Origin of the sequence: Streptomyces sp. NPDC058198 (genome assembly GCF_042882605.1) — a bacterium.
GTDB lineage: Bacteria > Actinomycetota > Actinomycetes > Streptomycetales > Streptomycetaceae > Streptomyces.
The window spans coordinates 16,738-36,365 of sequence record NZ_JBHVVP010000009.1 but is presented as its reverse complement, the minus strand read 5'-3'; the positions used below and the strand labels follow the sequence as shown (position 1 = coordinate 36,365).

Below are 19,628 nucleotides of genomic sequence, written 5' to 3'. Positions count from 1 at the left end.
GTGAGATCTGAATCACTGAACGGGCGGACGCTCCTAAGGTAAGGCTCGGTTAAGTTAGGGCCGCCTCAGTTCCGTATTCCATCCATCGTGGAGCCCTTCATGCGACCTGTCCGCCTCTCCGTCGTCACCGCTGCCGCCGCCGTGGCCGCCCTGACCGCCGTCACGGGCTGCGCCGAGAAGAGCGACGCCACGGCCGGCGACGGCGCCGTCCAGGTCATCGCGAAGGACGACTCCTGCGAGGTGTCGAAGAAGGAGTTCCCCGCGGGCCATGTCGAGTTGGCCGTCGAGAACAAGGGCTCCAAGGTCACCGAGGTCTATGTCCTCTTCCCGGACGACCGGATCGTCACGGAGCGCGAGAACATCGGCCCCGGCACGAAGGCGAAGGTCACCGCCGAGGTGAAGGCCGGTTCGTACGAGATCGCCTGCAAGCCCGGCATGAAGGGCGAGGGCATCCGCCAGAAGGTCACCGTCACCGGCGGCACGGCCGCCAAGCGCAGCCCGGAGATGGACACCGCCGTCGCCGCGTACCGCACCTACGTCCAGGCGCAGGCCGACGAGACGCTGCCGAAGGTGAAGGTGTTCACCGACGCCGTGCGCGCCGGTGACCTCGAGGCCGCCAAGAAGGCGTACGCCCCGTCCCGCATCGGCTGGGAGCGCACCGAGCCGGTCGCCGAGTCCTTCGGCGACATCGACCCGAAGGTGGACGTGCGCGCCGACGGCCTGGAGCCCGGCCAGAAGTGGACCGGCTGGCACCGCCTCGAGAAGGCTCTCTGGCAGGACAAGAAGCTCGGCCCGGACGCGACGGCGCTGGCCGACGCGCTCGACAAGGACCTGACGGACTGGCAGAAGCGGGTCGGCAAGGCCGAGATCACCCCGACCTCCATGGCCAACGGCGCCAAGGAACTGCTGGACGAGGTCGCCACCGGCAAGGTCACCGGTGAGGAGGAGCGCTACAGCCACACCGACCTGGTCGACTTCAAGGCGAACGTCGAGGGCGCGCAGCAGTCGTACGAGCTGCTCAAGCCGATCGCCTCGAAGAACGACCCGGCGCTGGTGACCGAGCTGGACAAGCAGTTCGCCGCGCTGAACACGCTGCTCGACCAGTACCGCGACGCCCCGGACTCCTACGAGTTCACCTCGTACGAGAAGGTGGGCAAGCCGCAGCGCAAGGAGCTCTCGGACGGCGTGAACGCGCTCGCCGAGCCGCTCTCCAAGCTCGCCGCGGCCGTCGTCAAGTAGTCGTCACGTAGCCGCCACACAAGGGATCCCGAACTTCATGTCCGACGAAACAGCGGAGAGCACGGCGGCGGCCGGTAACACCCCGGCGCCCCGTGTCCCCTCCCGCCGTTCGCTGCTCGGCTGGGGCGGTGCCGGGCTCGCGCTCGGCGCCGCCGCGGCCGGTGGCGCCGTGGCGGCCGTGCGGGACGGCGACACGGCCGGGCCCGCCGCCGAATCCGGCGCGGCCGTCCCCTTCCACGGCCCGCATCAGGCGGGTATCGCCACCGCCGTCCAGGACCGGCTGCACTTCGCCGCGTTCGACGTGACGACGAAGGACCGCGCCGAACTCGTCCAGTTGCTCAAGGACTGGACCCGGGCCGCCGAGCGGATGACGGCGGGACACGCGGTCGGCGAGGGCGCGTACGGCGGTCTCGCCGAGGCCCCGCCCGACGACACGGGCGAGGCGCTCGGCCTCAAACCGTCCCGGCTCACCCTGACCATCGGCTTCGGGCCCTCGCTCTTCGACCAGGGCCGGTTCGGACTGGAGAAGCAGCGTCCTGCGGCGCTGGTCGGCCTGCCGGCGTTCCCCGGCGACAATCTCGATCCGGCGCGCAGCGGCGGCGATCTGTGTGTCCAGGCGTGCGCGGACGATCCGCAGGTCGCGGTGCACGCGATCCGCAACCTCGCCAGGATCGGCTTCGGGAAGGTCGCGGTGCGCTGGTCGCAGCTCGGCTTCGGCAAGACGTCGTCGACGACGCCCGGCGCCCAGACCCCCCGTAATCTCTTCGGCTTCAAGGACGGCACCAGCAATATCGCGGGCACCGACACCGACGCCCTCTCCCGGCATGTCTGGGCGACGGAGAAGGACGGCTCCTCCTGGATGGCGGGCGGCTCCTATCTGGTGGCCCGCCGGATCTCGATGCGGATCGAGACCTGGGACCGTACGTCCCTCCAGGAGCAGGAGGACGTCTTCGGCCGGGACAAGGGCGAGGGCGCGGCGGTCGGCAAGGCGCGCGAGCACGACAAGCCCAGCCTGAAGGCGATGCTGCCGACGTCGCACGTACGGCTGGCGCATCCGGACTCCCATCACGGAGCCATGATGCTGCGCCGCGGCTACTCCTTCACGGACGGTACGGACGGTCTCGGCCGCCTCGACGCCGGGCTGTTCTTCCTGGCGTACCAGCGTGACGTACGGGACGCGTTCATTCCCGTACAGCGGTCCCTGGCGCGCTCCGACGCGCTCAACGAGTACATCCAGCACGTGGGTTCAGCGGTCTTCGCGGTCCCGCCGGGCGTCCGGGACACGGACGACTGGTGGGGCCGGGCCCTGATCTCCTGATCCTCGAAAAGGAGTTCCGACGTGTTCGGAAACTATCTGATCGGTCTGCGCGAGGGCCTTGAGGCCAGTCTCGTCGTCTGCATCCTGGTCGCCTATCTGGTGAAGACGGACCGGCGCGACGCGCTGCGGCCCATCTGGATCGGTATCGCGGTCGCGGTCGCCGTCGCGTTCGGCTTCGGCTGCGCGCTCGAATTCGGCTCGCAGGAGCTGACGTTCGAGGCGAAGGAGGCGCTCGGCGGCTCGCTGTCGATCCTCGCGGTGGCCCTGGTGACCTGGATGGTCTTCTGGATGCGGCGTACGGCGCGGCATCTGAAGACGGAGCTGCACGGCAGGCTCGACGCGGCGCTCCAGATGGGCACGGGCGCGCTGGTCGCGACGGCCTTCCTGGCGGTGGGCCGGGAGGGTCTGGAGACGGCGCTGTTCGTCTGGGCGTCGGTACGAGCCTCGCAGGACGGCACCCACGCGCCGCTGATCGGTGTGCTCCTCGGCATCGCCAGCGCGGTCGTGCTCGGCTGGCTCTTCTACCGGGGCGCCCTCAGGATCAATCTGGCGAAGTTCTTCACCTGGACCGGCGGGATGCTGGTGGTCGTCGCGGCGGGCGTGCTCGCGTACGGCGTCCACGACCTCCAGGAGGCGCGCTTCCTGGGCGGTCTGGCCGACCGCGCCTTCGACATCAGCTCGACGATCCCGCCGGACAGCTGGTACGGCACGCTCCTCAAGGGTGTCTTCAACTTCCAGCCGGACCCGACGGTGCTTCAGGTCATTGTGTGGTGCCTGTATCTGATCCCGACGCTCGCTCTGTTCCTGGCCCCGGTAGGGTTCGGACGGTCAGTGAGGGTCAAGGAGCAGAAGGCGACCGATGAGCAGGCTGAGAAGGCCGATTCGGGCAGCGGCGGGGCTCGCGACGGTGACGGTGCTGTCCCTGACGGCGAGCGGGTGCGTGACGGTTCACGGGGAGCTGGCGGTCGTACCGTCGGCTGACCGGGGTGAGGCCGCGCGAGCGCTCAAGGACTTCACCGACGCCTACAACAAGGCGGACAAGGCCTACGATCCGGCGCTCGACGCGGACCGGGTCACCGGCGCGCTCGGCGCGATCAACCAGGCGGGTCTGAAGGCGCGGAGCATCACCAGCCCGGGCGGGAATCCCCGGCATCAGCCGCTCGAACTGGCGGATGCGAAGTTCACGATCCCGCGGAAGGCGGGCTGGCCGCGCTGGTTCGTCGCGGACACCGACAGCAACCGCGACCAGGACAGCGGCCCGCAGGACAACCGCTGGGTGCTGGTCTTCGTACGCAACGGGCCCGACCAGAAGTGGAAGGTCCCGTATCTGACGATCCTCGCCCCGGACGACGTCCCGGTCTTCAAGACGGACAAGGACGGCTGGGGCGAGGCGGTGAAGCCGGACAGCGAGGCGCTGTCGGTGGCGCCGAAGGATCTGAGCGCGGAGTTCGTCTCGTATCTGGGGAGCGGCAAGCCGGAGCACTTCGCGGAAGGACCGCACACGACCGCGTGGCGGGACAGCCGCGCGCAGAAGGCACAGCTGCCCGGTCTCACCACGCAGTACATCGACCGGCCGCTGACCGACGGCGACTTCGCGCCGCTGGGGCTGCTGACGAAGGACGGCGACGCGCTGGTCTTCTTCGCCACGCGCTACTTCGAACGCCAGACGGGCGCGAAGGACGTACGCCCTCAGGTGAGCCCGGATGTGAAGGCGCTGATGACCGGCGAGGTGAAGAACACGCTCACCAAGGAGTGGGTCTCCAGCCAGGTGGTGCTGGTTCCCCGTGCCGGCGCGGACACCCCGGCGGTGGAGGTGGCGGGCCGCCTCCAGGGGGTCACGGCCGCCAAGGGGTCGTAGCAGGACGGACGGCGCCGGGCGGGGGCCGCGGGGTTGAGGGTGAACCCCTCAAGGCCGCAGGCTCCCCGCTCAGCCTCTCAGCGGCCGAGCGGCCAGGCCACCGCGTGCGGGTCCAGCTCGCCGTTCTCCCCGGCGTAGCGGGCGCACGCGTCGGTCAGGGTCTCCAGCAGCGTCAGCGGGTCGGGAAGCGGGTGTTCCGGGCCGCGCAGCCAGTGCAGCGCGAGCTCGCCGGGGAGCCGGGCCGGAGGTACGAGCACATAGCTGCCCCGGCAGTGCCAGCGCAGCCCCGGGTGCTCGTCCATCGTCTCGGGGTGGCAGTCCAGCTCACAGGGCCACCACTCGTCCTCGTCATCGGGAGTGCCCCGGGTCGCGGTGAAGAAGAGCATCCGGTCGCCGCCGGAGTCGGCGACGGGGCCGACGTCGATGCCCTGCTCCAGCAGCCGCTCCAGCGCGCGGCTGCCCGCTTCGAGCGGGACGTCGAGGACGTCGTGGATCATGCCGGTCGCGGTGATGAAGTTGGCCTCGGGCTGGTTGAGGGCCCACCGCTCGATCTGTGCGCGATCGGTGGTGGACTGGGTCTGCCAGGCGAAGGAGATGGGGTGCCGGGCCGGGGTCGGACAGCCGATGCGGTCACAGGAACATCGATAGCCGACCGGGTGCGCGGCGGGCGCGATGGGCATACCGGCGGCGGCGACGGCGAGGAGCAGCGCCTCCCGGCCTGCCACGTCCGCGTCGAGCGCGGAGTCACCGGCGCTTTTCTTGGGACGCCTGCGCAGCCACTGGGGAATCCTGCTCTCCGTGCCGCGGTAGCGGCCGAAATCGTCGCCCATCTATCCCCTCACACCTCACGCTCGCCCCTGCGGACACTTCCATGGTCGCACCATCCTGCTCCTCGGGTGGCCGTGCTCCCCAACCGGGGTACGAGGGCTCATCCGCCGCTCCGATGGCTATTGCGGCGTATGTGGCGATATGAAGCGGCCATTCCGGCACAGAGGGCTGATGGCGTTCGCCACACCCGCCCCATATGCCTCCACGCGCCCCCACCGCGCCCCCACCGGAATCAAAGGTTCAGACCGGAAGCCGGGATTCAGCCCGGAAAGCGGGGCTTCAACGCCGCGGCGCTCAAGCCCCGCTTTAGCGCCGCGGCGCCAAGCCGTACAGCGCGTACTCCACGACGGCGTCCGCGTACGCGTGCGTCAGCGGAAGCGTCCGCAGCAGCCAGCGGTGGGCGACCGGTCCCGTCAGCAGCTCCAGGGCGGTACGGAGGTCGATGCCCTGCCGTACGCCGCCGGCGTCCTGGGCGGCGCGCAGCCGCTTCACATAGAGCTGGAGCTGCGGTTCGAGCAGCTTCGCCGTGAATTCGGCGCCGAGTTCCGCGTTGACGATCCCCTCGGCGGCCAGCGCCCGGTAGGGGACCTCGTACCTGGGGTTGTTCATCTCGTCGACCGTGGCACGCAGGACCAGCTTGAGATCGGCCTCCAGATCGCCGGTGTCGGGGATCTCGTAGGCGGCCTCCCCCTCGGGCGCCGCGTCCTCGGCCGCCGCCCGCGCCGCCTGGTCGGCGAGGTCGAGAAAGGCCTCCAGCAGGACGGCGCCCTTGGAGGGCCACCAGCGGTAGATCGTCTGCTTGCCGACGCCGGCGCGGGCCGCGATGCCCTCGATCGTCGTCTTCGCGTAACCGGTCTCGCCGACCAGCGCGAGGGCCGCCTCATAGATCGCGCGGCGCGACCGCTCACTGCGCCGGGTGGAGTCGGGTGCCCTGGTATCGGCCATGGCTCCCATTCTACCCATGGGGCAAGGCGAGACGTATCGTCTCGACAAAGTCAAACGGTCCGCAGGAATCACCCGAACGGATCACAGCGCAGCGGCTCCGCAGAGCGGACCATGGCTTCCACGCACACGTCGTGCGTACTGCCGCTCGTGAGGAGCCCTCATTGCCTCGTGATGCCTCACCCCGCCGCTATCTCATGTGTCCCCCGCACCACTTCAGGGTGACGTACTCGATCAATCCCTGGATGGATCCGGCGAAGCCGGTGGACCTGCCGCTCGCCCTCACCCAGTGGGAAGACCTCCGGGACCGCTATCTCGCCCTCGGCCACACCGTCTCGCTGCTGGAGCCGAGCCCCGACCTGCCCGACATGGTGTTCGCCGCGAACGGCGCCACGGTCATCGACGGCCGGGTACTCGGCGCCCGCTTCGCCCATCAGGAACGTACGCGCGAGGCCGAGGCGCATCTCGCCTGGTTCCGCGCCCAGGGCTACACCGAGATCCACGAGCCCGCGCACATCAACGAGGGCGAGGGCGACTTCGCCGTCACCGCGTCCTATCTGCTGGCCGGGCGCGGCTTCCGCTCCAGCCCGCTCTCCCACGACGAGGCGCAGGAGTTCTTCGGCCGCCCGGTGATCGGCCTGGATCTCGTCGATCCGCGCTACTACCACCTGGACACGGCCCTCGCCGTGCTGGACGACACGGCCGACGAGATCATGTACTACCCCGGCGCCTTCTCCCCCGGCAGCCGGGCCGTGCTCGCCCGACTCTTCCCCGACGCGCTCATCGCCGACGAGGCGGACGCGTCGGCGCTCGGTCTGAACGCGGTGAGCGACGGCCGCCATGTGCTGCTGCCGCAAGCCGCGGCCGGGCTCTTCACCCCGCTGCGCGAGCGGGGGTACGAACCGCTCGGCATGGACCTCGGGGAGCTGCTCAAGGGCGGCGGCAGCGTGAAGTGCTGCACCCAGGAGCTGCGGCCTTAGATGGGCGAGGCCGAGCGGCCCACAGCCCCTACGGCCACCGAACCCCTTACCGTGATGTCAACCACGGGTTGACAGCAATCGACTGTCAACCTAGGGTTGCCTCATGGTGGAACCGACGCAGATGAATAATCCCGTACGCCTCGACGACCTCATCGAGGCGATCAAGAAGGTGCACGGCGACGCCCTCGATCAGCTCCAGAGCGCTGTCGTAGCCGCTGACCATCTCGGCGAAGTGGCCGATCACCTCATCGGCCACTTCGTCGACCAGGCCCGCCGCTCCGGCGCCTCGTGGACCGAGATCGGCAAGTCCATGGGCGTCACACGGCAGGCCGTCCAGAAGCGGTTCGTGACGAAAGACGAGCCGGCGCCCGACGCGAAGCAGGACTTCGGCAGGTTTACCCCGCGGGCCAGGAGCGTGGTCGTCGCGGCCCAGAACAAGGCCCGCGAAGGTGGTCACACGCAGATCGGCACAGGGCATATCGTGCTCGGCCTGCTCGACGACCCGGAGGGGCTGGCCGCACAGGTGCTCGTCGCCCAGGGCGTACAGCTGGAGACGGTCGGGGAGGCCGTGGCCGAGGCGCTGCCGGAGCCCTCCGGTGAGCCCGTGCCCGACCTCGTGCCCTTCGACGCCCGGGCGAAGAAGGCCCTCGAGCTCACCTTCCGCGAGGCGCTGCGGCTGGGCCACAACTACGTCGGCACGGAGCACCTGTTGCTGGCACTGCTGGAGCAGGAGGACGGCAAGGGCGTGCTCAGCGGGCTCGGCCTCGACAAGACGAGCACTGAGGAGTACGTGTCGGCCGCCCTGAGGGCGATCCGGGAGAAGCTCCAGGAGTAGTAGTGGCGCACCGGCCCGCCCGTGCCCGGCGGGCGGGCCCCACAGCAGCGCACGCCGTCAGAAGGTGAACGAGACGCGCCATGGCTCAGCAGCCGCCCCCTGTCCGGGGTTCAGTCAACGGAATCCGGCGGGGGCGGCCAGGTGTCGCCCCACGCCGTGTCACGCGCCGCCCGGTACAGCGCGCCGTGCCGCTTGGCCACCGTCTCCCGCCGCAGTCCGTCGTCCACGGTGCACAGTTCGAGCAGCACCTGCCCCTTGCGGATCTGCGGCTTCCGGGTCACCCGGCCCGCCGCCGGCCGCGCCTCGAAGCGCACCGCCGCGACATAGCTGAACTTCTCGTCCTCGTACGGCAGCGTGCCTCCCTTCACCTGACGGTGCAGCGAGGACCGGCTGACCCGCGCCGCGAAGTGACACCAGTCGGTGCCCCGCTCGATCGGGCAGGCGCCGTCGTGCGGGCAGGGCGCCGCGATCCGCAGCCCCGCCGCGATCAGCCGGTCGCGGGCCTCGATGACGCGCAGATAGCCGTCGGGGGTGCCCGGCTCCACGATCACCACCGCCTGGGCGACCCGTGCGGCTTCGGCGACGAGCGCGCCGCGGTCCCGCTCGGCCAGTTCCTTCAGTACGTACGAGACCGTCACCAGATCGCTCTCGGGCAGCTTCAGCGCCGCGCCGATCCTGGCCTGCCGCCACTCGGCGGCGCGCGGCCCGGGGGACCCGGATGCCTCGGCCAGCTCACGGCCGAGGGCGAGCGCGGGCTCGGCCCAGTCCAGGACGGTGGTGGTACGGGGCTCCGCCCAGGTCGCGTCCGCCGCCCAGACCGCGGCGCCGGTGCCGCCGCCCACATCGAGGTGGCTGCCCGGCACCCAGTCGGGCGCGGCGACGGCCAGACCGTCCAGCGCGGCCCGTACGGCTTCGAACGTCGCGGGCATCCGGTACGCGGCGTAGGCGGCCACATCGGACCGGTCCCGGAGCACGGGCGCGTCCGTGGGGGTGGCCCCGCGGTAGTTGGCGATCAGCCGCTCGACGGCCTGTGCGGCCTGCTTGGGCGGCAGCCCGTCGAGCAGTCCGGCGAGCGCGGCGCGCAGCGCGTCGGCGGTGGGAGGAGTGGCGTTCACCGCAGAATTCTAGTGCCCCTCGCGGCCCGGAGCGGGCCGGGAGGCTTCCCCGGCCCCGTACCACCGATCGAACTGCTGAGTGCCTGGGCGCAGTTGCTACGCTGACGATCGTTGTTCGGCAGCAGCTGTCAGGGGGACCATGAGACAGAGGGTCGTACGCGTGTCCCTGGTGGCGGGCGTGATCGTGCTGGCGCTGCTGCTTCTGCTCGCCACCTGCGGCGGAAGCGGTGACAGCAAGGACGACAAGGGTGACGGCCCGCCCAAGAAGCCCGTGCGGAACAGCGCGGCGCCGGCGACACAGCTGACCGTCCCGCCCTCGTACGACACCCAGCACGGCTGGGAGATCATCGGTGCCTCCCCCGAGTACGCCGTCGCCACCGCCGCGGGCAGTCTCGCCTATCTGCAGCGCGTCGACGAGGTCCAGTTCCGGCTGCGGACGCTGGACCCGGCGACCGGCAAGCGCGGCTGGGACGGCGCGCCCTGGCGTCCGCTCTTCTCCCCCGACCGCTTCCCCCGGCTGCTGTCCGTCGCCAAGGGCGGTCAGGAGTACTTCGTCACCTGGTCGTACGGAAAGCTCACGGCGGACGTGCTGACCCACTCGGACTCCATCGTCTCCCTCGATGTGTACCGCGTCGCCGACGGCTCCTGGCGGCGGGTCGAGGTCCCCTGGACCGACGCGCCGACCGTCACCGCCACCGGCCCCGGCATCCTGATCACCGACTCCAAGGCCACCAGCGCGGTCGTCGACCCGGCGACCGGTGATGTGGTCAAGGCCCCGCCGGGCACGCTCGGCTACCCCAAGGGCTGTACGGAATGCCGCAGGCTGACCGAGGTGCGCGGGGTGACCGACAAGGGGCTGCTGGTCAGCGGGGCCAGGGAGTTCTGGGTGCGCGGCGGCTGGTTCAGCCGGAAGGTCGCGCCGAAGGACACGGAGCCCACCTCGGGGGTGCCGACCTCGACGGCGCCCGGCTATGTCCTCGCCAAGTGGCAGCGGAAGAAGGGCGCCAAGGACGCCGCCACGCACGAGGTGTGGGCGCTGCACGACGCGACGACCGGCAAGACCGTCGCCCAGGTGCGGTGCCGTAAACCGGCTATCGCGCCGGGCACCGATCCGCGGCTGGTCGCCTCCCCGAACGGTCGCTATCTGATCGCCGGGAGGCTCGCCTTCGCCGTGGAGACCAAGACCGCCTACTGCTTCGAGGAGTCGGACGGCACCAAGCCGCTGACCCTGACCACCGTGACGGACCAGGGCACGGCCTACGGCGCGTCGGGCGCCCGCAGCGCGGCGGACGCCCTGGCGGGCGGCGGCACCCCGGTCACGGTGGACGTCACCGCCGGGACGCCCAAGGCCCTCGCCCCCAATGTCCGGCTGCCCAGCGGGGAGGCCACCGGGGTCGGCCTCTTCCGCTGGACGGACACGAACGACACGCTGCATCTGATCGGGTACGCGCAGCGCGGCTGAATCCCTGCCGGGCAGCCCGCCGGTGGTTCAGGCGACGGCCGGCTGCTCCATGGCCCGCCGGTGCTCCCAGGGGCGTACGAGACCCAGGAAGCAGCCGAGCGAACCGAGCGCGCACACCAGCTGGACGACGGCCATCGGGACCGCCGTCTCCTCGCCCGCGATACCCACGAGCGGCGAGGCGATGGCGCCGATCAGGAACGACGCCGTACCGATGAGCGCGGAGGCCGAGCCCGCGGCGTGCGGGGTCCGCATCAGCGCCTGGGCGTTGGTGTTGGGCATCGCCAGACCCATCGCGGACATCAGCACGAACAGCCCCGCCGCGACCGGGAAGAGCCCCACGCGGCCGAACACCCCGCTGGTCATCAGCAGCAGCGCCAGCGCGGCGAGCGTGATGACGAGGAGCCCGAAGCCCAGCACCCGGTCCATGCTGACCCGGCCGACCAGCACCTTGCCGTTGATCTGGCCGACGGTGATCAGTCCGACGGAGTTGATGCCGAAGAGCAGGCTGAAGGTCTGCGGCGAGGCGCCGTAGATGGCCTGCACCACGAACGGTGAGGCGGAGACGTACGCGAACAGCGCGGCGAAGGCGAGGCCGCCCGCGAGCGTGTAGCCGGTGAAGACCCGGTCGGCGAGCAGTCCGCGCATCGTACGCAGCGCCTCGCCGACGCCGCCGCTGTGCCGCTTCTCGGGCGGCAGCGTCTCGTGCAGCCACTTCCAGACGACGAAGGTGAGGACGGCGCCGATCACCGTGAGGACGACGAAGATGCCCCGCCAGTCGGTGAGGCGCAGGACCTGGCCGCCGATCACGGGCGCGATGACCGGCGCGACGCCGGAGATCAGCATCAGGGTGGAGAAGAAGCGGGCCATTTCCACGCCGTCGTACAGGTCACGCACCACCGCGCGGGCGATCACGATGCCCGCCGCGCCGGCGAGGCCCTGCAGGAGCCGGAAGCCGATGAGAAGTTCGGTGGTGGGGGCCAGGGCGCAGATGGCCGTGGCGATGACGTAGACGACCATGCCGAGGAGCAGCGGTCTGCGCCGTCCCCATTTGTCGCTCATGGGTCCGACGACGATCTGGCCGAGCGCCATGCCCGCGAGGCAGGCGGTGAGCGTGATCTGGACGGTCGCGGCGGGTGAGTTCAGCGCGCTGGTGACCTCGGGCAGGGCCGGGAGGTACATGTCCATGGAGAGCGGGGGCAGTGCGGTGAGCCCGCCGAGGATGAGCGTGACCAGCAGCCCGACGCGGCGTGCCGCGGCCACGGGGGCGGCGTCTGTCATGGGGGTGGCGGCCGCCCTGGCGGCGGCTGCCCGCTCCTGCGGGGAAGCCTCTGCGGGGGCCGGCCGCTGCCCCGGGATCTGTGCCGAGCGGCGCTGCTCGGGCCGTATGTGTCCTTCGCGTCCTTGAGTGGTCTGGCCGCCGTCCGGCATCCGTATCTCCATGTCGTCGAATCCTTACCTATGCTCTCAGCTCAGCCGGAGTGGTCGAGACCCATTAATGAGGCAGCTATGACAGCGGGACAGGTGGCACAGGACCGAGCCGTGCGCTGGGGCGTCGTGGCGACGGGCGGGATCGCCGCGCGGTTCACGGCCGATGTGCTGGAGATGGCGGACGCCGAGGTCGTGGCGGTGGCCTCGCGCAGCGACGCCGGCGCGAAGGAGTTCGCCGGCCGGTTCGGGATCCCGCGGGCGTACGGCGAGTGGGCCGCGCTCGTCGCCGACGAGGAGGTGGATGTCGTATACGTCGCCACGCCTCACTCCGCGCACCGGGCCGCCGCCGGACTGGCCCTCGCCGCCGGAAAGCCGGTGCTGTGCGAGAAGGCGTTCACGCTGAACGCCCGGGAGGCCGGGGAGCTGGTCTCGCTCGCCCGGGACCGGGGCCTCTTCCTGATGGAAGCCATGTGGATGTACTGCAACCCGGTGATCCGCCGCATGGTGGAGCTGGTCCGGGACGGCGCGATCGGTGATATCCGTACCGTCCAGGCGGACTTCGGCCTCCAGGGCCCCTTCGCTCCCGACCACCGGCTGCGCGACCCGGCCCTCGGCGGCGGCGCGGTACTCGACCTCGGGGTCTATCCGGTGTCCTTCGCCCAGCTGCTGCTGGGCGAGCCCGACCGCGTCCAGGCGGACGCGCTGCTCTCGCCCGAGGGTGTGGACCTCAACACCGGGATGCTGCTGGGCTGGGACTCGGGAGCGACGGCGCTGCTGACCTGCTCGGTGACGGCCGGCACCCCGGTGACGGCGGCGGTGACGGGCACGGCGGGGCGCATCGAGGTCCCGGCCGGCTTCTTCCACCCCGAGCGCTTCGTCCTGCACCGGGACGGCGCCGAGCCCGAGGAGTTCACGGCCGCGAGCGGACTGCACGGGATGCAGCACGAGGCGGCCGAGGTGATGCGCTGTCTGCGGGCCGGCGAGCCGGAATCCCCGCTGGTGCCGCTGGACGGCACCCTCGCGGTGATGCGGACGCTCGACGCGGTACGCGACCGCATCGGCGTCCGCTTCCCCGTGGACGCGTAGGCCCTGCCCGGTCGCTCTTCGCGGGGACACGGCCTGGCAGACGGATGTCAGGCCGGTTCGAGGCCAGGACGGCCCGCCTCGGTCACGAAGGACGCCACCGTCGTGACCGGGGCGCCGGGCGTCGTGACGGCGGAGACCGTCCTGAAGTCCGCCCGCGCCTGCGCGTCGCCGAGCGCCACGGTCACATAGCCGCGCCGCCCGTTGTAGAACTTCATGTGCGCGTTGGCCGCCATGAGCGTGGCCCAGTCGGCCGGCTTGTCCGCGCCGTCCTTGCCGCTCGCGATGGAGGTCGCCACGATCTCCGTGCCGAGGGTGCGCGACTCCGGGTCGTTCCAGTCCTTCTTCAGGTCGTACGCGTTACCCGTGTGCACGTCGCCGGTCAGCACCATGAAATTCTCGATCCCGGCTGCCTCGACGCCGTCCAGGAGGCGCTGCCGGGAGGCCGGGTAGCCGTCCCAGGCGTCCATCGACAGCTTGAAGCCTTCCGTCGGAAGGTTGCGGCGCCGGGCGAAGGTCACCTGCTGCGGTACGACGTTCCAGGTCGCCGTGGAGTTCTTCCAGCCGTCCAGCAGCCACCGCTCCTGGGCCTCGCCGGTCATCGTGCGCGACACGTCCTCGGACTCCGGGCCCGGCACCTGCCAGCCGTCGCCGTACGCCTGGTCGGAGCGGTACTGCCGGGTGTCGAGGATGTCGAACCGCGCGAGCCGCCCGAAGTCCAGCCGGCGGTAGAGCCGCATGTCCGGGCCGGTGGGCCGCTGCGGGGCGCGCAGCGGCTGGTTCTCCCAGTAAGCGCGGTAGGCGGAGGCCCTGCGCAGCAGGAACTCCTCCGGCGGTACGTCGTTCTCGGGGGTACCGCCCGCGTAGTTGTTCTCGGTCTCGTGGTCGTCCCAGGTGACGACGAAGGGGTGCGCGGCGTGCGCGGCCCGCAGGTCCGGGTCGGACTTGTAGAGGGCGTACCGCAGCCGGTAGTCCTCCAGCGTGACGGTCTCGCGGTTGTAGTGCGCGGGCAGCCGGCGGTCGGTGTAGCCGCGGGCGCCGCCGACGGCGGTCACGGCGTACTCGTACAGATAGTCGCCGAGGTGGAAGACGACGTCGAGGTCCTCCTCCGCGAGGTGCTTGTACGCGGTGAAGTAGCCGTCGTGGTACGCCTGGCAGGAGACGGCGGCGAAGGTGAGCGCCGTGATCCGGGCGTCGCGGGCGGGGGCGGTACGGGTGCGGCCGACGGGGCTGAGCCACGTACCGGCGCGGAAGCGGTAGTAGTACACCCGGCCGGAGTCCAGCCCGTCCACGGCGACATGGACGCTGTGGTGCAGTTCGGGGTGGGCGTCGGCCCGGCCGCGCCTGACGATCCGGGTGAAGTCCGCGTCGTGAGCCAGCTCCCAGCGCACGGAGACCCGGTTGGCGGGCAGGCCGGTGTCCGCCTCGTACGGGCGGGGCGCGAGCCGGGTCCAGAGCAGCACGCTGTCCGGGCGCGGGTCTCCGGAGGCGACGCCGAGCGTGAACGGGTCCTCGGTGATCTTCCCGGCGTCCAGCTCGGCGGCGCTCGCGACGCCGAAGGACGGCAGGTTGACGGCGAAGGCGAGCGCGGCGGCGGCCGCGGTGCCGGTGAGGAAGCGGCGGCGGCCGAGGTGCGCGGCGGCGGCCCTGAGCTCGGGTGCGTGGGTGCCCTGTGCGTGGCGGTGTGTCATGTGCCCCTCCCCTGACGACGGCTGTCCCGGGCCATTGCAGTCGGGGGCGGCGGCGCCCTGTTGTCGGGTACACAACATGCACATGGCGGACGGATGAGGTCCGGGTGCTGTGCGCACAGTTGTATCTCACGTACGCTGCGTCGCCATGAATGCCATGCGGAAGATCGACACCCCCCGGAAGATCGCCGTGGTGACAGGGGCGGGCTCGGGCATCGGACGGGCGGTCTCACGGGCGCTGAGCGGCGCGGGCTGGTCGGTGGTGCTGGCGGGACGGCGCACCGAAACCCTGGAGGAGACGGCGCGCGCGGCGGGCGGTGACTCGCTGTGCGTACGGACCGATGTGTCACTCCCGGAGGACGTCGACGCGCTGTTCGCGGCGGTGGGTGAGCGGTACGGCAGGATCGATCTGCTCTTCAACAACGCGGGCACGTTCGGGCCCGGGGGTATGGCGCTGGAGGACCTGCCGTACTCGGCCTGGCGGAAGGTGGTGGACACCAATCTGACCGGCACGTTCCTCTGTGCCCAGGCGGCGTTCCGGATGATGAAGGCGCAGGATCCGCAGGGCGGCCGGATCATCAACAACGGCTCGGTCTCGGCGCACGCGCCCCGCCCGGACTCGGTGGCCTACACGGCCACGAAGCACGGCATGACCGGGCTCACCAAGTCGCTCTCCCTGGACGGCCGTCGCTACCGCATCGCCTGCGGCCAGATCGACATCGGCAACGCGGCGACCGATATGACGGAGCGGATGCGGCGGGGAGTTCCGCAGGCGAACCGCGAGCTGGCGGTGGAGCCGGTGATGGACGCGGCCGACGTGGCGACGACGGTGCTGCACATGGCGGAGCTGCCGCTGGAGGCGAATATCCAGTTCGCCACGGTACTGGCGACGGCGATGCCGTTCGTGGGCCGGGGCTGAGAGCCTGCCGCGCGGACGGTCAGGTGCTGCCATCGGCCGCCGCCCGCGCGGGAATGCACGCGGGCGGCGGCGCCGTTGGCCCAGGCATGAGCCCGCACACCTCCGCCGCGCCCGGCCCCGCCGCCGCGCCCGCCGCCGTCCTCCGGTACACCGCCTTCTCCAGCGATCCCCGGGGCGGCAACCCCGCCGGTGTCGTCCTGGACGCGGCGGGGCTCGGTGACGACGAGATGCTCTCGATCGCGGCGGAGCTGGGATACAGCGAATCCGCGTTCCTGACCGCGCCGCCCGAGGGGCTCGGCGAGCCGGGCCGGGCGTTCACCATCCGGTACTTCAGCCCCAAGGCGGAGGTCCCCTTCTGCGGCCACGCCACGGTCGCCACCGCCGTCGCCCTCGCCGACCGGGCCGGCCCCGGTGAGCTGGTCTTCGAGACCCGCGCCGGGACCGTGCCGGTGACCGTCACCGAGACGGACGGGGTGCTGCGCGCCACCCTCACCAGCGTCGAGCCTTACGTGACCGGCGTCGACGAGCAGGACGTACGGGAGGCCCTCGCCGCGCTCGGCTGGCCTGCGGCCGATCTCGACCCGGCCCTGCCGCCCCGTATCGCCTTCGCCGGAGCCCGCCATCTCGTCCTCGCCGCCGCGAGCCGGGCCCGGCTCGCCGACCTCTCGTACGACTTCGACCGCCTCGAAGCGGTCATGCGGCGGCTGGATCTGACGACGGTCCAGCTGGTGTGGCGGGCGTCCGCCGCCGTATTCCATGTCCGCGACCCGTTCCCGGTGGGCGGGGTCGTCGAGGATCCGGCGACGGGGGCCGCGGCGGCGGCGTTCGGTGCGTACGCCCGTGAACTCGGCGCCGTACCCGACGAGTCGGTGCTCACCCTGCACCAGGGCGAGGACATGGGCCGCCCCGGCGTCCTGACGGTGGAACTGCGCGCGGGCGACCCGCGCGTCCGCGTGGGCGGCGCGGGGGCGCCGATTCCGGAGCCGTCCGACGGCTGAGGGCCACCGCTCCCGGTCCGGTTTCGGCCAGCCCGCCGATCGCACACCCGGCAGGAGTCTGCTGATGTCAGACTTTGTCCGCACGCACGGACCAACCGGGGGGTTCTGATGTCTGTCGTCGGCCGTACCGCACCCATGCCGTTCACCGGCCGCACCGAGGAACTCACGGCGCTGCACGCCGCGTTGCGCCGGCCCGGCTGCAAGGGAGCCGCCGTCACGGGCGCGCCCGGCGTCGGCAAGAGCCGGCTCGCGGAGGAGTTCGTGGGCCGGACCGGTCCTGCCCACCGGACCGTGCGGGTGCTGGCCACCCTGACGGCGTCGACCGTGCCGTTGTCGGCCCTCGCTCCCCTGCTTCCCGCGCACGCCGGCGCCGAGGACCCGGCCGTGTTCTTCCGTGAGGTGCGCCAGTCGTTCGCGGCCACCGGCGGCGGCTCTCGTACGGTGCTGCTGGTGGACGACGTACACCTCCTGGACCCCACGTCACTGGCCCTGCTCGGCCAGCTGGCCGCCGACTCGTCCGTGTTCCTCGTCGCCACCCTGCCCACGGACGCCGACTGGCCGGACGTCCTTCATTCGCTGTGGCGCGCGGACGCGCTGGACCACCTCCGGCTGCCCGCGTTCAGCCGTCCCGAGATGGCGGGCCTGCTGCGGGCGGCCCTCGCCGGTGCGGTCTCGGCGCCCGCGGAGCTCGCCCTGTGGGAGGTCGGCCTCGGCAACGCGCTGTGGACGCGGGAAGTGGTACGGACGGCCGTGCGGGACGGGTCACTGGTCCAGGTGGACGGGGTGTGGTGTCTGGCGCGGCCGCTGAAGCGGCTTCCCGCGGTCGTTCCGTTCGCGGACCGGATGAGAGACCTGCCCAGGGACCGGCGCACCGTGCTGGAACTGCTGGCGCTGTGCGGTCCTGTCGGCCTCGACGACGCCCTGGAGCACGCCGACGCCGACGCCCTGGTCGACCTGGAAGTGCTCGATGTGCTGACCGTACGCCTGGAGGACCGGCGCGAGCGGGTCGCCCTGGCTCATCCCTGGCAGGCGCGGCTGCTGCGCGACGCGATACCCAGAACCCGGGCCAGACAGTTGCTGCGCCGGCAGGCGGAGCGGGTCCGCGGGTACGGGGCCCGCCGCGTCGGCGACGCTCTCGACCTCGCCTGCTGGGACCTCGACGCCAACGGCACGGCGGACCCGGCCCTGCTGGTGCGCGCCGCGGCCCAGGCCCTGCACGCCGAGGACCTGGCCACGATGCGCCGTCTCGCCGGAGCGGCCCTGGTGCACGGACCGGATGTACGGGCCTGTCTGATGCTCGGTGAAGCCCTCGGCCAGCAAGGTGAGTTCGGCGAAGCAGTCCCCGTCCTGGAGCGGGCCTTCGGCGCGGCCGCGACCGAGGAGGACGTGCAGGCGGCCGCCGCGGTCCTCGCCCAGCACTGCCTGTACGGGCTCGGGGACCTGGAACGGGCACGCGCGGTGCTCCGGGAGGCCGCCGTACGGATCCGCAGCCGCCCGCTGCCCGTCGCCTACGAGGCCACCCTGCTGACCGCGGTGGGCCGGACGGGCGAAGCGGCCGCGCTGTTCGCCGGGCAGACGGCCCCGGATCCGCGTCGCCCGACCGCCATGGCGGGCCAGGAGTACGTGGCGCACCTGCACGCCCGGTTACGGATCGAGCTCGGCGCCGGCCTCGTGGAGGACGCCGTACGCACCGGACGCGAGGCGTACGCGGCGCACTGCGACCTGGCGGACCGCTGGGCCGCCTACTATCCCGCGCGCCACCTGTACCTGCTGGCCGCGGCGCTGCTGGAGTCGGGACGTACGGAGGAGGCGGAGCGGACGGCCCGTGAGGGCCGGGAGACCATGGGCGCGCCGGTGCCCGCGCTCACCGTCTGGTTCTCCTGGGTGCTGGGCCGCATCGCGCTGGAACGCGGACAGGTCGCCGCGTCCGTCGCGCACTTCCGGGAGGCACGGGCCCAGGCGCTGCTGTGCGGACAGCCGTTCGCCGGGCAGCGCGCCCTCGCCGGCCTCGTCCTGGCGACGGCCCACGCGGGCCGGATCGCTCCCGAGGCCGAGGAGCTCGCGGCTCTCGCGGCGCGGCCGGCGTCGCCGCTGTGCGGGCTGGACACGCTTCGCGCGCACGGCTGGGTCCTGTTGCTCCGCGGCGAGACGCCCCGGGCACGGCGGTTGCTGCGGCGGACCGCTGACGACGCGCTGGCGGCGGGTGAGGTCTCCGGCGCCGTCACCGTCCTGCACGACCTGGTCCGGTGGGGCGTGGTGGAGGCCGCCGAGGATCTGCGGGCGGCGGCCGCGCGGATGCAGGGTCCGTTCGCCGCTGCCCGGGCCGCACACGCCGCCGCGGTCCTGGGGCCGCCCGGCGGGACGGCCCTCGAGGAGGCCGCCGCGCTCCTGGAGGCGCTGGGCGCCGGTCTCCAGGCGGCGGAAGCGCTGGTCGCGGCGGCGGGCCGGTGGTCCGCCTCGGGGCAGCCGTCCCGGGCGACGCGAGCGGCGGCGCACGCACGGATCCTGCTGGAGCGCTGCCCGGACGCGGCGACACCCGCCCTCAGTGACGCCTCGGCGCCCGAACCGCTCAGCTCGCGGGAACGGGACATCGCGCTGATGGCGGCCCGGGGACGTACCAGCAGGGAGATCGCCGAGGCGTGCGTGCTGTCGGTACGGACGGTCGAGAACCATCTGAGCCGCGTCTACCGCAAGCTGGGCGTCTCCAGCCGGGCCACGCTCGCGGGGGTTCTCCTCCCGCGGCCTTCCTCGGTCCTGAGACCGCCGCCCCCGGAGAGCAGACACGGGGAGCAGACGCGGGGAGTGGACGCGGGGAGTAGACGCGGGCCGGAAGTTGAGTAGCCGACTGCTCTGTGGCGTGGCGGCCCGGGCCGCGATCGTTGTGTTCAGACGCGGAACCCCGCCGGCCACCCGGCCGGCTCGGCTCCCGGGCCTC

16 protein-coding genes are annotated in these 19,628 nt (G+C 72.0%); 11 read left to right on the top strand and 5 right to left on the bottom strand.

Features of this window, described 5'->3' with window-relative positions; genetic code table 11:
- Positions 1 to 99: 99 nt before the first annotated feature.
- The 4 genes from efeO to ACFVWW_RS25660 are packed head-to-tail and all read left to right on the top strand — an operon-like array spanning position 100 to position 4,415.
- Positions 100 to 1,239 (top strand): iron uptake system protein EfeO, encoded by a 1,140-nt coding sequence (gene efeO, locus ACFVWW_RS25675; protein WP_384192321.1) that lies wholly within the window; start codon positions 100 to 102, stop codon positions 1,237 to 1,239.
- A 37-nt stretch (positions 1,240 to 1,276) separates the two neighbouring features.
- Positions 1,277 to 2,557, top strand: a complete 1,281-nt coding sequence (gene efeB, locus ACFVWW_RS25670) for an iron uptake transporter deferrochelatase/peroxidase subunit (protein WP_384192318.1) — start codon at positions 1,277 to 1,279, stop codon at positions 2,555 to 2,557.
- Between the two features lie 21 nt (positions 2,558 to 2,578).
- Positions 2,579 to 3,538 (top strand): iron uptake transporter permease EfeU, encoded by a 960-nt coding sequence (efeU, locus tag ACFVWW_RS25665; RefSeq protein ID WP_384192316.1) that lies wholly within the window; start codon positions 2,579 to 2,581, stop codon positions 3,536 to 3,538.
- Positions 3,498 to 4,415, top strand: a complete 918-nt coding sequence (locus ACFVWW_RS25660) for a hypothetical protein (protein ID WP_384337569.1) — start codon at positions 3,498 to 3,500, stop codon at positions 4,413 to 4,415. The genes efeU and ACFVWW_RS25660 overlap by 41 nt, the downstream gene beginning before the upstream one ends.
- A 77-nt stretch (positions 4,416 to 4,492) precedes the next feature.
- Here ACFVWW_RS25660 and ACFVWW_RS25655 read toward each other — a convergent pair whose 3' ends face one another.
- Both ACFVWW_RS25655 and ACFVWW_RS25650 read right to left on the bottom strand, forming a co-directional pair.
- Complete coding sequence (locus tag ACFVWW_RS25655; RefSeq protein WP_384192310.1) at positions 4,493 to 5,245, bottom strand: bifunctional DNA primase/polymerase; 753 nt, start codon at positions 5,243 to 5,245, stop codon at positions 4,493 to 4,495.
- Between the two features lie 304 nt (positions 5,246 to 5,549).
- On the bottom strand, positions 5,550 to 6,188 hold the full coding sequence (locus ACFVWW_RS25650; protein WP_386877908.1) for a TetR/AcrR family transcriptional regulator: 639 nt from the start codon (positions 6,186 to 6,188) through the stop codon (positions 5,550 to 5,552).
- A gap of 131 nt (positions 6,189 to 6,319) precedes the next feature.
- Between ACFVWW_RS25650 and ddaH the strand changes: the two genes are divergently transcribed.
- Positions 6,320 to 7,165 carry a dimethylargininase gene (gene ddaH / locus ACFVWW_RS25645; protein WP_384192305.1) on the top strand — a complete coding sequence of 282 codons (846 nt, stop codon included), beginning with the start codon at positions 6,320 to 6,322 and terminating at the stop codon, positions 7,163 to 7,165.
- A gap of 103 nt (positions 7,166 to 7,268) precedes the next feature.
- Positions 7,269 to 8,000 carry a Clp protease N-terminal domain-containing protein gene (locus ACFVWW_RS25640; RefSeq protein ID WP_384192303.1) on the top strand — a complete coding sequence of 244 codons (732 nt, stop codon included), beginning with the start codon at positions 7,269 to 7,271 and terminating at the stop codon, positions 7,998 to 8,000.
- 110 nt (positions 8,001 to 8,110) lie between these two features.
- Here ACFVWW_RS25640 and ACFVWW_RS25635 read toward each other — a convergent pair whose 3' ends face one another.
- On the bottom strand, positions 8,111 to 9,115 hold the full coding sequence (locus tag ACFVWW_RS25635; RefSeq protein ID WP_386877909.1) for a small ribosomal subunit Rsm22 family protein: 1,005 nt from the start codon (positions 9,113 to 9,115) through the stop codon (positions 8,111 to 8,113).
- Positions 9,116 to 9,254: 139 nt separating this feature from the next.
- On the opposite strand from ACFVWW_RS25635, the gene ACFVWW_RS25630 reads away from it, so the two are divergent.
- Positions 9,255 to 10,577, top strand: coding sequence for a hypothetical protein (locus ACFVWW_RS25630; RefSeq protein ID WP_386877910.1), 1,323 nt, complete (start codon positions 9,255 to 9,257; stop codon positions 10,575 to 10,577).
- 27 nt (positions 10,578 to 10,604) lie between these two features.
- Here ACFVWW_RS25630 and ACFVWW_RS25625 read toward each other — a convergent pair whose 3' ends face one another.
- Positions 10,605 to 12,005: a multidrug effflux MFS transporter gene (locus ACFVWW_RS25625; protein WP_386877932.1), complete on the bottom strand. Its 1,401-nt coding sequence runs from the start codon at positions 12,003 to 12,005 to the stop codon at positions 10,605 to 10,607.
- Between the two features lie 78 nt (positions 12,006 to 12,083).
- Here ACFVWW_RS25625 and ACFVWW_RS25620 point away from each other — a divergent pair, with 78 nt between their 5' ends.
- Positions 12,084 to 13,091, top strand: coding sequence for a Gfo/Idh/MocA family protein (locus ACFVWW_RS25620; RefSeq protein WP_384337563.1), 1,008 nt, complete (start codon positions 12,084 to 12,086; stop codon positions 13,089 to 13,091).
- A gap of 47 nt (positions 13,092 to 13,138) precedes the next feature.
- Here ACFVWW_RS25620 and ACFVWW_RS25615 read toward each other — a convergent pair whose 3' ends face one another.
- Positions 13,139 to 14,779: an alkaline phosphatase D family protein gene (locus ACFVWW_RS25615; RefSeq protein WP_384192291.1), complete on the bottom strand. Its 1,641-nt coding sequence runs from the start codon at positions 14,777 to 14,779 to the stop codon at positions 13,139 to 13,141.
- Positions 14,780 to 14,924: 145 nt separating this feature from the next.
- Between ACFVWW_RS25615 and ACFVWW_RS25610 the strand changes: the two genes are divergently transcribed.
- The 3 genes from ACFVWW_RS25610 (at position 14,925) to ACFVWW_RS25600 (ending at position 19,534) form a co-directional block, all read left to right on the top strand.
- Positions 14,925 to 15,695: an SDR family oxidoreductase gene (locus ACFVWW_RS25610; RefSeq protein ID WP_384192288.1), complete on the top strand. Its 771-nt coding sequence runs from the start codon at positions 14,925 to 14,927 to the stop codon at positions 15,693 to 15,695.
- 86 nt (positions 15,696 to 15,781) lie between these two features.
- Positions 15,782 to 16,693: a PhzF family phenazine biosynthesis protein gene (locus tag ACFVWW_RS25605; protein WP_386877911.1), complete on the top strand. Its 912-nt coding sequence runs from the start codon at positions 15,782 to 15,784 to the stop codon at positions 16,691 to 16,693.
- Positions 16,694 to 16,801: 108 nt separating this feature from the next.
- Positions 16,802 to 19,534, top strand: coding sequence for a LuxR C-terminal-related transcriptional regulator (locus ACFVWW_RS25600; protein WP_386877912.1), 2,733 nt, complete (start codon positions 16,802 to 16,804; stop codon positions 19,532 to 19,534).
- The last annotated feature ends 94 nt before the right edge of the window (positions 19,535 to 19,628 follow it).

What these genes read in the sequence shown, in the direction of transcription:
- efeO (WP_384192321.1), top strand. Translation starts at nt 100, where the DNA reads ATGCGACCTGTCCGCCTCTCCGTCGTCACCGCTGCCGCCGCCGTGGCC.
- efeB (WP_384192318.1), top strand. Translation starts at nt 1,277, where the DNA reads ATGTCCGACGAAACAGCGGAGAGCACGGCGGCGGCCGGTAACACCCCG.
- ACFVWW_RS25655 (WP_384192310.1), bottom strand. Translation starts at nt 5,245, where the DNA reads ATGGGCGACGATTTCGGCCGCTACCGCGGCACGGAGAGCAGGATTCCC.
- ACFVWW_RS25650 (WP_386877908.1), bottom strand. Translation starts at nt 6,188, where the DNA reads ATGGCCGATACCAGGGCACCCGACTCCACCCGGCGCAGTGAGCGGTCG.
- ACFVWW_RS25640 (WP_384192303.1), top strand. Translation starts at nt 7,269, where the DNA reads ATGGTGGAACCGACGCAGATGAATAATCCCGTACGCCTCGACGACCTC.
- ACFVWW_RS25630 (WP_386877910.1), top strand. Translation starts at nt 9,255, where the DNA reads ATGAGACAGAGGGTCGTACGCGTGTCCCTGGTGGCGGGCGTGATCGTG.
- ACFVWW_RS25625 (WP_386877932.1), bottom strand. Translation starts at nt 12,005, where the DNA reads ATGCCGGACGGCGGCCAGACCACTCAAGGACGCGAAGGACACATACGG.
- ACFVWW_RS25620 (WP_384337563.1), top strand. Translation starts at nt 12,084, where the DNA reads ATGACAGCGGGACAGGTGGCACAGGACCGAGCCGTGCGCTGGGGCGTC.
- ACFVWW_RS25615 (WP_384192291.1), bottom strand. Translation starts at nt 14,779, where the DNA reads ATGACACACCGCCACGCACAGGGCACCCACGCACCCGAGCTCAGGGCC.
- ACFVWW_RS25610 (WP_384192288.1), top strand. Translation starts at nt 14,925, where the DNA reads ATGAATGCCATGCGGAAGATCGACACCCCCCGGAAGATCGCCGTGGTG.
- ACFVWW_RS25605 (WP_386877911.1), top strand. Translation starts at nt 15,782, where the DNA reads ATGAGCCCGCACACCTCCGCCGCGCCCGGCCCCGCCGCCGCGCCCGCC.
- ACFVWW_RS25600 (WP_386877912.1), top strand. Translation starts at nt 16,802, where the DNA reads ATGTCTGTCGTCGGCCGTACCGCACCCATGCCGTTCACCGGCCGCACC.